The sequence below is a fragment of the Mangrovimonas aestuarii genome (assembly GCF_028767185.1).
Taxonomy (GTDB): Bacteria; Bacteroidota; Bacteroidia; order Flavobacteriales; family Flavobacteriaceae; genus Mangrovimonas_B; species Mangrovimonas_B aestuarii.
In genome coordinates this window covers 27,002-39,420 of record NZ_JARACK010000007.1, presented here as the reverse complement: position 1 = coordinate 39,420, position 12,419 = coordinate 27,002, and the positions used below count along the sequence as shown (strand labels likewise).

Below are 12,419 nucleotides of genomic sequence, written 5' to 3'. Positions count from 1 at the left end.
TACTATGAAACAACTTGTATTTATCCTTTCTATAGTTTTTGTCATGTTATCATCTCAACTTCATGCGCAGAATTACAGTACGCATAAAGTGAGACAGGGAGAAACTATAGAAGGGATAGCCAAGAAGTATTTGGTTACCCCTTACGAAATCTATGCCTTAAACCCAGATGCCAAAAAAGGGCTTTCAGCCAATATGGTACTTATAATACCTAAGTCAAAAATTGCAAGTAAGCAACAGACAAAGGTTGTAAAAGAACTTAAAGGGTTTAAAGAGCATAAGGTTAAGCGTAAGGAGACATTATACAGCTTGTCTAAAGAATACAATGTTGATCAAGAAGATTTAAAAAAGCACAATCCGTTTTTATATTCTGAAAATCTTAAAAAAGGACAAAAAATAAAGATTCCATTATACGAAACTACCGAAGTAGTGGAATCTTTAAGTGCTACCCAACCATATACCGTCCAACCAAAGGAAGGGAAGTGGCGTGTAGCCTATAAGTTTGGAATAACTATACCGGAACTAGAGGCGCTTAACCCTGGTATGGGAGAGGTTCTTCAAGAGGGACAAGTTGTTCAAGTGCCCAACGGAAGTGATAGAAAGCCTAAAGAGATAGATGAACGCTATGGCTATTACGAGGTTTTACCTAAAGAAGGTTATTACCGATTAAAAGTAAAATTAGGTCTCGATCAAGAACAATTAGAAGCATTAAACCCTCAGCTAAAAGAATCAGGTTTAAAGCAAGGAATGATTCTTAAAGTTCCAAATACAATTCAAGGAAGTCAAGACGAAAATGGTTTCCAAGTTGTAGATCTTACTAAAAGCATAAAGGATTTTGATACTAAGCACATAGTGGTCATGTTACCCTTTAAGCTAGATAAAGTACCGTTCGATTCTATTGCAGATACCAAAATCCACATAAAGAAAGACCCATACTTAAGTACTTCACTAGACTTTTATTCAGGTGTAGATATTGCTTTGGATTCTTTACAAAAGCTAGGCGTTTCATTAAAGGTTGATGTGGTTGATACTAATAACCAAATGAGCCACCTAAATAGAATACTTTCGACTATTGACTTTGAGAATGTTGATGCTGTTGTGGGGCCTTTAATGTCGAAGAATGTAGATAAAATTTCGACTGAGTTGCAATCGTTTAATGTGCCAGTCGTGTCACCGCTGTCCAAAAATGTGGAATTAGGAAATAATGTGTTCCAAACCATCCCTGATAGTGAGTTAATGCGTAACAAAGTGATAAACTTTGTTAAATCTGATACTTTGAACAAACATATAGTTGTAATTTCTGACTCAAATCATACTGATTCTAGCAATAACCTCAAGCAAATTTTCCCTGCGGCTACTACTGTGAAATCAAGAAAGGATAAGGAAGGTAGAGAAGCCAACTATATCTTGGTAGAAGATATAGCAAAGGTATTGACGCCAGGAAGAAATATTGTGTTCTTAGAAACCGAAAATCAAGGATTTGCTTCAAATGTGACCAGTATATTGAACTCTTTGATAAATAAAGAAACAGAAATAATTCTTGTAACTACAAACATGAATGACGCATTTGAGGGTGATGAAATTTCAAATTACCATTTATCAAAATTACAATTTCATTTTGCTACCATATCTAAAGCCTATTTAGATGATAATGTTTTCGTGAAGCAGTATTTGGATAAATATGGGGTTACCCCAAATAAAAAGGCCGTGCGTGGTTTTGATGTTACAATGGATGTAGTCCTTAGATTGGTCTCCTCAGATAACCTATACCAATCCGTCAAAGATGCCCCAATGACAGAATACGTTGAGAATAAGTTTGCATTCAAAAAGAAATTCTTTGGAGGGTACTTTAACGAAGCCGTTTATTTGGTGAAATATGATAACTTGAACATAGTTGAAGTAAAATAGTTTCATAACCATAATCAATTTTCATTGTTATCCTCAAATCAAAATCAATTAATAGAATTGGCTAATGCCAAGATGCCTTTTGGTAAGTATAAGGGTTATTATTTAGTTGATATTCCAGAATATTATTTGGTTTGGTATAAACAAAAAGGCTTTCCTAAAGGTAAGTTAGGTGAGCAAATGGCAATTGTTTACGAAGTGAAAACCAATGGGCTAGAGTCTCTATTACGTTCACTTCGACAAAAAAAACCAATAAATAATCGGTAAAGACTGAGGTTAAGAACTGTTAAGTTTTTTTTTTTTTTTTTTAATCAATGTTGTTTTTATACTTTAGGCGGCCAATAACGTAAACTAACATAAAAATCAACATGATTAAGAAATTTTTTCTATTAACACTATTTGCGGTATGCTCAACATTGTTGTATACTGGTTGTAGTGATGATGACGCTCAAAAGGGTATTCAGGCAATTACTATCTCATCTGATGCGGAAATTATTCAAGTAGGTGGAAGCTTTACATTTACCGTTATGGCCGATACAGAAGAAAATGTAACTGACAACTCTGTTTTTTACATCGATGGAAACGCCATTCAAGGAAATGTTTATACCCCAGAACAACCAGGTATGTTAAATGTCTATGCCAAGCTTCAGGTTAATGGGAAAGAGGTTGAAAGTAACGAATTAAGTTTAACAGTAAGTGAAATTCCTGTAACAGCTATTACTCTTACATCAGATATTATGAGTGCTGAGGTTGAGGGTACTTTTACATTTAATGTTATGGGAGACAATGGTTCTGATGTTACATCAGAAGCTACTTATTACGTAAACGACGAGACTATTACCGGTAATGTATTTACAACAGACCAACTAGGTACATATATCGTAAAAGCAGTTTACAATTACGAGGGAACAGATTTGCAAAGTAATGAGGTTCAAGTAGAAGTTTTACCTCAATCAACAGTTGCTACTGTTTACGATGAGATTACTTTCTTTGGAGGGTATTCGGCTACTGTTTCAGATCCCGTTCCTGATGGAGTTATTAGGTTATCAAATACATCTTATGTAGCTAAGTTAACAGATAGTCAAATTGATAACTTCAGTAACCATATGGATATGGAAGTAGTTATTAAAGCGGCTTGCGATAACTACGATAGAATTGGAAAAGTAAATCTACATTTTATGCCTAAGGATGTTGCTTACAATTCATCTAGTGTTGTTAAGAAAATGGAAATAGGGCGTTTTATTACACCATTTATGAATAAGAACTATTCGCCAGATGAAGTACCGTACATCTTTAATGTAGATAATTTAGCCGTACTTTTTAACGATACCAGTATTAGAGCGGCTTACGATTTTTGGATTGAATTTAACGTTTTTGGCACTACAGGTGCAGGTCAACAACAAGTAGCAGGTTGTGCAGGTAGTCTTGAAACTTTTAAAGGTTCTTTAAGGTTCATTTCTACTGTTGAAACTTATACACATGTACCACAATATATTGAACCGATATCCTTTTTCTTCCAATTAAAAAACTATAATTCCAATAATACTGATGTATTGGGGGAAACTGTGAAGACTTTCCAGTTTACATTGGACGAAACTATAGATAATGCTAAAATCTATTTAATTACATCCAATCACGGTGCAAATTCTGGAGGTGAAGAATATGTAAGAAGAGAGCACTATGTCTATATGGATGGAACACAGGTTGATATGTATATGCCAGGAGGTGAGTCTTGCGAACCTTACAGACAATACAATACACAAGGTAATGGAATATATGGAAGTAGTCCTAAATCAGCCTCTTGGTGGGCTGCTTGGAATAACTGGTGTCCTGGAGATAAAATCCCTATTCGTGTGTATAACCTAGGAACTATGACGGCTGGAACCCATAACTTTAAAATTGAAGTGCCAGATGCTGAGTTTGTAGGAGGAGAAGGGCATATTCCTGTTTCTGTCTATATTCAAGGAGATATCCAATAGTACTTATTTAACAAATACATAAAAAAGACCCTAATATTATTAGGGTCTTTTTTGTTTTTATACCAATTTGTGAAGGTTTTCTTTGCTATGTGTAAGCCGTTTATTATGGTTTAGATTAGGGGAAAATTAACAGCCATTCTTTCAATATATATTAATAGTTCTTTGTAAATTTGCCTGCGTTTAAAAGCGCAACATGACAAATACGAAATACATTTTTGTTACAGGAGGTGTAACCTCTTCTTTAGGTAAAGGAATTATTGCCGCATCTTTGGCAAAACTACTTCAAGCACAAGGTTATAGAACAACTATTCAAAAACTGGATCCATATATTAATGTTGATCCAGGAACATTAAATCCATATGAACATGGAGAGTGTTATGTTACTGAAGATGGAGCAGAAACTGATTTGGATCTTGGTCATTACGAGCGATTTTTAAATACACCTACAAGTCAAGCAAACAATGTTACTACAGGTAGAATTTACCAAAGCGTGATCAACAAAGAGCGCCGTGGTGAATTTTTAGGGAAAACCGTTCAGGTAATTCCTCATATTACTGATGAAATTAAAGAACGTATTCAGATTTTAGGAAAGTCAGGTGATTACGATATTGTAATTACTGAGATTGGTGGTACAGTTGGTGATATTGAATCACTACCATATATAGAGGCAGTAAGACAGCTTAAGTGGGATTTAGGAGAGGATAACGGTTTGGTTATTCATTTAACTTTGATTCCATTCTTATCTGCTGCGGGTGAATTAAAAACAAAACCAACGCAACACTCAGTAAAAACTTTAATGGAAAGTGGAGTACAGGCAGATGTTTTGGTTTGTAGAACAGAGCATGATTTACCTGCTGATATTCGCAGAAAATTAGCGCTTTTCTGTAATGTTCGTGAAGAGGCAGTAATCCAGTCTATTGATGCGTCTACAATCTACGATGTTCCAAACTTAATGTTGGAGCAAGGTTTGGATAAGGTTGTATTAAAGCGTCTTGGGTTGGACAGTTCAACGCCAGATCTTACGCGTTGGAATCAGTTTTTACAACGTCATAAAAATCCAAAGACTACTGTAACTATTGGTCTTATTGGAAAATATGTTGAACTTCAAGACTCTTACAAGTCTATTCTTGAAGCATTCATACATGCAGGTGCAGAGAATGAAGTTAAGGTAAATATAGAGTCTATTCATTCGGAGTTCCTTGATAACAATAATATTTCAGAAAAATTCGATCATTTAGATGGGGTGCTTGTAGCTCCAGGTTTTGGTGAGAGAGGTATTGAAGGAAAAATCAAAGCAGTTCAATATGTACGTGAAAATAATATTCCGTTTTTGGGAATTTGTTTGGGTATGCAAATGGCAGTGATCGAGTTTGCTCGTAACGTACTTAAACTTGAAAATGCTAATTCTACAGAAATGGATCCAGAATCTCAATATCCGGTGATTAGTCTTATGGAAGATCAAAAACACATTGAGGATAAAGGAGGAACAATGAGACTTGGTGCTTGGGCCTGCGATCTGAAAGAAGGAAGTATTGTAGAAGGTGTCTACAAAACTAACCATATCATGGAGCGTCACAGACACCGTTACGAGTTTAACAGTGAGTTTAAAGAACAAATGGAAGCTGCGGGTATGGCTGCTACAGGTTTTAACCCAGAAACTGGTTTGGTTGAAATCGTAGAAGTAAAAAATCATCCTTGGTTTGTTGGGGTTCAGTACCACCCAGAATATAAGAGTACTGTAGCCAATCCACATCCTTTGTTTGTTGCCTTTGTAAATGCAGCACTTCAGCATAAAAATAAAACTCAAGGTGCCAGTATGTCACAAAACTAAGATTGGACACCTTTTTGAAATAAAAAATAGCACTTAATAACCAAACGGCTTTTGTTGTTTGGTTTTAGTGTAGATTGTAACGGACACATTTTTAAATGGAAGAAAAAAAATTAGATTTAAGATCAATAATAGGGTTTGTCCTTATTTTTGGAATTCTATTGTTTATGCTTTGGCAACAACAGCCTACTCCAGAAGAGTTGGAAGCTGAAAAAGCAAAGCAAGAACAGATTGAGCAAGAAAAAGCTAAAGCTAAAGCCCAGGAACAGACAATCACAACTTCTGCTAAGGACTTTTCAAATGCTTCAGGAACAGATTCACTAAAACTTGTTGAATTACAGAACAAACTAGGAGCTTTTGCTTATGCTTCAACACTACCTTCTGCGACAAATAATGAAACAGAAATAGAGACTGAAAAGTTCATCTTAAAGTTTAGTAATAAGGGAGGGTATCTTTCTGAAGTTAAACTTAAGGAGTTTACGGATTTTAGAGATAATTCCATTTATTTGGTTAAAGATGGTAATACTAGTTTTAACATCAACTTCTCAACTTCAGATAATCGTGTTTTAAACACTCAAGATTTATTCTTCGAGCCAACAGTAACCAAAAATGGTGAGAATACTGTGGTTTCCATGAAACTTAAAGTGTCTGAAAACAAGTTCTTGGAGTATCGTTATGAGTTCAAGTCTAATGATTATATGATAGACTTTACTATTAAATCGCAAGGTTTGGCCAATGTGATTAATAGTTCTCAAGCGATAAACTTAGATTGGAACAAGAAAACGTATAGTTATGACAAGAGTGTAACCTACGAAAACCGTTACACACGATTAACTTATCAACATGAAGGTGATAAGATTGATAAATTGAGCCCTACAGGTGATGATGATGAGTTAGAGGAAGATGTAAATTGGATTTCTTACAGACAGCACTTCTTTAGCAGTATCCTTACATCAAAAAATCCTATTAAATCAGTAGATTTTACATCTAAAAATCTAGTTGAAAACGAAGAAGTAGATACTGTCTTCACAAAACAATACAATACAAAATTTGCATTGCAAACTAGTGGAGGAGAGCTTAACCAGGATTTAGGTCTTTATTTTGGGCCAACAGATCACACTGTACTTAAAAAATATGATATTGGTCTTGAGGACAGTATTCCATTTGGTTGGGGTATTTTCGGTTGGATTAACCGTTATGTTTTCGTGCCTTTATTTGCTTTCTTAAGCTCTATGTTGCCTTATGGTTTTGCCATTATTGTGATGACGGTTTTAATCAAATTATTATTGTCGTTCGTACAGTACAAGCAATTCTTGTCGCAGGCAAAACTTAAGGTTTTAAAGCCTGAGCTTGATGAAATTAGAGAGAAGTATAAGGACAACAAAATGAAGGCTCAACAGGAAACAATGGCCTTGCAATCTAGAGCAGGCGCTAGCCCATTGAGTGGTTGTTTGCCGGCTTTGATTCAATTGCCTGTGTTTTATGCACTTTTCCAGTTCTTTCCATCTGCTTTTGACTTAAGACAAAAAAGTTTCCTTTGGGCAGATGATTTATCGTCCTATGATATTGTAGCAAAACTTCCATTCCATATCCCATTTTATGGTGACCACGTTAGCTTGTTCCCAATATTAGCTTCTATTGCAATTTTCTTTTATATGAGAATGACAACAGGACAGCAAATGGCAACACAACCTACTCAGGAAGGGGTGCCTGATATGACCAAGATGATGAAGTATATGATCTATTTCTCACCATTAATGATGTTGTTCTTCTTTAACAACTATGCTTCTGGTTTGAGTTTGTATTACTTCATTTCTAACTTGATTAGTATTGGTATTATGTTGGTAATCAAGAATTATATTCTTGATGAAGATAAGATTCACGCTCAAATTCAAGTGAAAAAAGCCCAGCCTAAAAAGCAAAGTCGTTTCCAGAAGAAAATGCAGGAGATGATGGAGCAGGCAGAGGCTCAGCAAAAAGCACAACAACGTAAAAAACAATAAACTAAAGCTGCCTGAAAAGGCGGCTTTTTTGTTAGAACAATTGCCCATAGCCTTTTACGTTATTAAGAAGAGGTTTTAAAAAATTATTTATGAAATATTTAGTAGCTTTTTTTCTTTCTTTCTATTCAATTTTTGCCATTGGGCAAGACATTAATCAATTTGATTCTAATGGTAATCGTCACGGGGTTTGGCGTAAAAATTTCGATAAAACTAAGGTTCTACGTTATGAAGGTCAGTTTGTCCACGGTAAGGAAGTGGGAACATTTAAATTTTATAAGAACATAGATGGCAAGGCTGTTTTAACGGCCACTAAAGTGTTCAATGATAAAAATAATACATCAAAGGTGACCTTTTTAGCTTCTAATGGAAAGGTTATCAGTAAAGGGGAAATGAGCGGTAAGGCATATATCGGTGAATGGGTGTTTTTCCATAAAAATTCAGATGTATTAATGATAAAGGAACACTATAACTATGCGGGACAATTGGAGGGTAAAAGAGAAGTTTTTTATGAAAACGGACAATTGGCTCAAGTTGAACATTACAAAGAAGGTGTCCTAAACGGTATATGTACTTGGCATGCTGAAGATGGAACTCTTTTTAAAGAGTACAATTATGTTGATGGAGGATTGCATGGATCTGCAAAATATTATGACAAAGCAGGAAAGCTAATGATAGAAGGGCAGTACAAGAACAATAAGAAGCACGGCATCTGGAAGTATTACGAAGACGGAAAACTGAAGGAGGAAAAAGATTTTTCATACAAGCCAAAGTCATCTAAGAAAAAGAAATAACAGCTTATTGATATATAAGGATTTACTATGGCAACTTGAAAGAGTTGCCTTTTTATTTTTTAATTTTGCAGCATGAAACGCGTAATAGTAGGACTTTCTGGAGGTGTAGACTCCAGTGTAGCAGCTTATTTGCTTAAAGAGCAAGGATACGAGGTCATTGGTCTGTTTATGAAGAACTGGCACGATGACTCTGTAACCATTTCCAACGAATGCCCTTGGTTGGACGATAGTAACGATGCGATGCTGGTAGCTGAAAAGTTGGGTATTCCATTTCAAACCGTGGATTTGAGCGAGCAGTACAAAGAACGTATTGTAGATTATATGTTCAATGAATATGAGAAAGGAAGAACACCAAACCCAGATGTGCTTTGTAATCGTGAGATTAAGTTCGACGTGTTTATGAAAATAGCAATGGGGCTTGGTGCGGATTTCGTTGCTACGGGTCACTATTGTCGTAAAGCAACCATCGAAAAAGATGGTAAAGAAATCCATCAGCTTTTGGCTGGAGTGGATAATAATAAAGATCAATCGTATTTTCTTTGTCAGTTGTCGCAGGATCAATTATCTAAAGCGTTGTTTCCAATAGGGGAGTTGACAAAACCAGAAGTACGTGAAATTGCATCGAAACTTGATTTGGTTACTGCTGATAAAAAAGATTCCCAAGGCTTGTGTTTCATTGGAAAGGTGAGATTACCAGAGTTTCTTCAACAGCAATTAAAACCAAAGGAAGGTGTAATCGTAGAAATAGACCAGACCGATTCTGTATACAATGGAGAGGTACCGCAATTCGAAAATAAAGTAGACGAACTTAATTATCTTGCCAAAAAATATTCTTACCAAAAAGAGCAAGGAAAAATAGTAGGGAAACATCAAGGAGCTCATTATTTTACTAAAGGTCAGCGTAAAGGACTAGCTGTAGGAGGGACTCCAGAACCATTATTTGTAATTGATACAGATGTTCAGGAGAATGTAATTTATACGGGCCAAGGTAAAACCCATCCAGGATTGTTAAGACGAGCACTATTTGTAACAAATGATGAATTACATTGGGTTCGTGAAGACTTGGCGCTTAACGAAGGAGAGTCGATGCCTGTAAAAGCGCGAATTCGCTATAGACAAACTCTAGAAAGTGCAATGCTTCATAAAGTGGAGAATGGACTTTTTGTTGAATTTGATAATCCTCAATCGGCAATTACAGAAGGGCAGTTTGTAGCTTGGTACCTTAATGATGAATTAGTAGGTTCAGGTGTAATTTCGTAACTTTTCACGGAATTATACCAAGGCTATGAAAAAACTGTTTTTACTTTTTATTTTAATGTCTTCCAGTGCTGGATTCTCACAGGAAGATGCTTGGGTATATTTAACGGATAAAGAAAATGTATCTCAGGCATTAGCAAATCCGATAATCATATTGACCCAACAGGCAATCGATAGAAAAAATGCTCATGGGGTACTTATCGATGTTCGCGATGTTCCGGTTAACGAATCCTATATTTCCCAATTAAAAGCCCAAACGGGAATTTTAGTAATGGCTAAATCCAAGTGGTTTAATGCTGTTCACGTTAGGGGAAATCAGGCTGATATTTTAGCTTTGGAATCTCTAGTTTTTGTAGACAGCATAGTTTATGCCAATCACAGTTTGAATACAACTTCACGGACTGAGCAGATTCAGAATAAATGGGATTTAGAAAACACCTTAACCGATTTCAATTATGGGAATGCCCTTAATCAAATTCAAATGTTCAACGGAGATCAATTACATCTTTTAGACTATACAGGCTCAGGTATGATTGTTGCTGTAATGGATGCAGGTTTCCCTAATGTAGACACTATGGATGGTTTTGAGCGGCTAAGAAATGATGGGAATCTAATGGGAGGTTATGATTTTGTTGATGCTACTTCTAATATTTATGCCAACACCACAAGTAATCACGGCACTTGGGTATTAAGTACGATGTCTGGTTATGTGGAGAATCAATATGTTGGCACTGCGCCAGATGCAACCTATTACTTATTTAGAACTGAAGATGCTACTTCCGAAAATCCTGTTGAGGAAAGTTATTGGGTAGAAGCAGCCGAACGTGCCGATAGTTTAGGTGTGGATGTAATTAATACGTCTTTGGGTTATACTGTTTATGATAATTCTGATTACAGTTACACCCCTGCTGATATGAATGGCAATACAGCCTTTATAACCAAAGGCGCAAACATTGCATTTGAAAAGGGCATGTTATTGGTTAATTCTGCAGGTAATTCAGGGAATAACACTTGGAGTATAGTGGGAGCTCCAGCTGATGCTGAAGGAGTATTGTCAGTTGGTGCTGTAGATGCCAGTGGTAATTACGCATCGTTCAGTTCTTTGGGAAGTAGTGATCAGCCAACCCAAAAACCAGATGTAGTTGCTCAAGGACAATCAAGTTATGTAATAGGTCCCGATGATAATATTACGACCTTAAACGGAACCTCTTTCAGTTCTCCAATTTTAGCGGGGGGAGTGGTTTGTTTGTGGCAGGCGTTGCCAAACCTCGATAATGTTGAAATTATGCAATTGGTTAGGGAATCGGCAACACAGTATAGTATGCCTGATAATATGTTGGGTTATGGAATTCCAAATTTGCAAATAGCTCTCAATTCTGCATTGGGTGTAGACAATTTTAATCAACAAGGAAATATTAAATTATATCCTAATCCTTTAAAAAATATCGTGCATATACAGTTTCCAAAAAGTGAGGAGGAATACTCGTTGGAAGTTTTTGATGTAATGGGAAAGCGTGTCCACAAAACAATTCAGAACGGTCAATATTCGCAAGTGGATGTGTCGTTTCTTACCAAAGGGTTATATTTGGCGAAAATTAAAACAGCTAATCAATCACAAACCTTTAAACTCATAAAAGAGTAAAATGACAAATAATAGAATTACCCAACTTTTCAATATAAAATACCCAATAGTTCAAGCCGGAATGATCTGGAATAGTGGGTGGCGTTTGGCATCTGCAGCCAGCAACTCAGGTGTATTGGGGCTTATTGGAGCTGGCTCGATGTATCCAGAAGTGTTGCGTGAACATATCCAAAAATGCAAAAAGGCAACAGATAAACCATTTGGTGTGAATGTACCAATGTTGTATCCCGATATTGAGAAAATCATGGATATTATTGTTGAGGAGGAGGTAAAGATCGTGTTTACATCTGCCGGTAATCCTAAAACTTGGACAGCGTGGTTAAAGGAAAAAGGAATTACCGTGGTGCATGTTGTTAGTAGTGTGAAGTTTGCATTAAAAGCCCAAGAAGCAGGAGTAGATGCAGTAGTTGCCGAAGGGTTTGAAGCAGGCGGGCATAATGGAAGAGAGGAAACTACCACGCTTACTCTTATTCCAATGGTTAGAGAGCAATTACAGATTCCGTTAATTGCTGCAGGAGGTATAGCGACAGGAAAAGCTATGTTAGCGGCAATGATTTTGGGAGCAGATGGTGTTCAGGTAGGTAGTCGTTTTGTGGCCAGTGAGGAGTCTTCAGCTCATCAAATGTTTAAAAAGGCGGTGGTCGATGCCAAGGAAGGCGATACACAGCTAACCTTAAAAGAGTTAGCGCCTGTACGAATGATGAAAAACAAGTTTTTCCAAGAAGTGCAGGAGCTGTATAAAAAAGGACCAACGGTCGATGAACTGAAAGAGCTTTTAGGTCGTGCTCGCGCCAAGCGAGGTATGTTTGAAGGTGATATGGAAGAAGGTGAGCTAGAAATTGGTCAGATAGCCGGACTTATTCACGATATAAAACCTGTAGCCCAAATCGTTGAGGATTTAATAATAGAATTCAACGAAGCTAAAGAAACAGTGACTTCCCTCTAGGGTAATTTCTTAGAAAAAGCAATAGTTAATAAGGGGGGAAAAGTATCTTTTATGTAAGCTGAATCCAAAA

General features: G+C 36.4%; 9 protein-coding genes. All 9 read left to right on the top strand.

The features are described from left to right. Positions 1-4 precede the first annotated feature (4 nt). A complete protein-coding gene (locus PWU04_RS09875; protein WP_274475939.1) occupies positions 5-1,906 on the top strand; it encodes a PBP1 and LysM peptidoglycan-binding domain-containing protein in 1,902 nt (633 codons plus the stop codon). A gap of 24 nt (positions 1,907-1,930) precedes the next feature. Further along, positions 1,931-2,170, top strand: a complete 240-nt coding sequence (locus PWU04_RS09870; protein ID WP_274475938.1) for a DUF3820 family protein — start codon at positions 1,931-1,933, stop codon at positions 2,168-2,170. A gap of 101 nt (positions 2,171-2,271) precedes the next feature. Next, on the top strand, positions 2,272-3,882 hold the full coding sequence (locus tag PWU04_RS09865) for a peptide-N-glycosidase F-related protein (protein WP_274475937.1): 1,611 nt from the start codon (positions 2,272-2,274) through the stop codon (positions 3,880-3,882). A gap of 193 nt (positions 3,883-4,075) precedes the next feature. Then, positions 4,076-5,713 carry a CTP synthase gene (locus PWU04_RS09860; RefSeq protein WP_274475936.1) on the top strand — a complete coding sequence of 546 codons (1,638 nt, stop codon included), beginning with the start codon at positions 4,076-4,078 and terminating at the stop codon, positions 5,711-5,713. 95 nt (positions 5,714-5,808) lie between these two features. Next, complete coding sequence (gene yidC, locus PWU04_RS09855) at positions 5,809-7,713, top strand: membrane protein insertase YidC (RefSeq protein WP_274475935.1); 1,905 nt, start codon at positions 5,809-5,811, stop codon at positions 7,711-7,713. Between the two features lie 89 nt (positions 7,714-7,802). Beyond that, positions 7,803-8,504, top strand: a complete 702-nt coding sequence (locus PWU04_RS09850; RefSeq protein ID WP_274475934.1) for a toxin-antitoxin system YwqK family antitoxin — start codon at positions 7,803-7,805, stop codon at positions 8,502-8,504. Between the two features lie 72 nt (positions 8,505-8,576). Continuing rightward, on the top strand, positions 8,577-9,764 hold the full coding sequence (gene mnmA / locus PWU04_RS09845; protein ID WP_274475933.1) for a tRNA 2-thiouridine(34) synthase MnmA: 1,188 nt from the start codon (positions 8,577-8,579) through the stop codon (positions 9,762-9,764). A 25-nt stretch (positions 9,765-9,789) separates the two neighbouring features. Then, positions 9,790-11,403: a S8 family serine peptidase gene (locus PWU04_RS09840; protein WP_274475932.1), complete on the top strand. Its 1,614-nt coding sequence runs from the start codon at positions 9,790-9,792 to the stop codon at positions 11,401-11,403. 1 nt (position 11,404) lies between these two features. Then, complete coding sequence (locus PWU04_RS09835) at positions 11,405-12,349, top strand: NAD(P)H-dependent flavin oxidoreductase (protein WP_274475931.1); 945 nt, start codon at positions 11,405-11,407, stop codon at positions 12,347-12,349. Positions 12,350-12,419: the final 70 nt, after the last annotated feature.

Coding starts and splice junctions, on each gene's coding strand:
- yidC (WP_274475935.1), top strand. CDS start 5,809: ATGGAAGAAAAAAAATTAGATTTAAGATCAATAATAGGGTTTGTCCTT.
- PWU04_RS09835 (WP_274475931.1), top strand. CDS start 11,405: ATGACAAATAATAGAATTACCCAACTTTTCAATATAAAATACCCAATA.
- PWU04_RS09850 (WP_274475934.1), top strand. CDS start 7,803: ATGAAATATTTAGTAGCTTTTTTTCTTTCTTTCTATTCAATTTTTGCC.
- mnmA (WP_274475933.1), top strand. CDS start 8,577: ATGAAACGCGTAATAGTAGGACTTTCTGGAGGTGTAGACTCCAGTGTA.
- PWU04_RS09865 (WP_274475937.1), top strand. CDS start 2,272: ATGATTAAGAAATTTTTTCTATTAACACTATTTGCGGTATGCTCAACA.
- PWU04_RS09840 (WP_274475932.1), top strand. CDS start 9,790: ATGAAAAAACTGTTTTTACTTTTTATTTTAATGTCTTCCAGTGCTGGA.
- PWU04_RS09860 (WP_274475936.1), top strand. CDS start 4,076: ATGACAAATACGAAATACATTTTTGTTACAGGAGGTGTAACCTCTTCT.
- PWU04_RS09875 (WP_274475939.1), top strand. CDS start 5: ATGAAACAACTTGTATTTATCCTTTCTATAGTTTTTGTCATGTTATCA.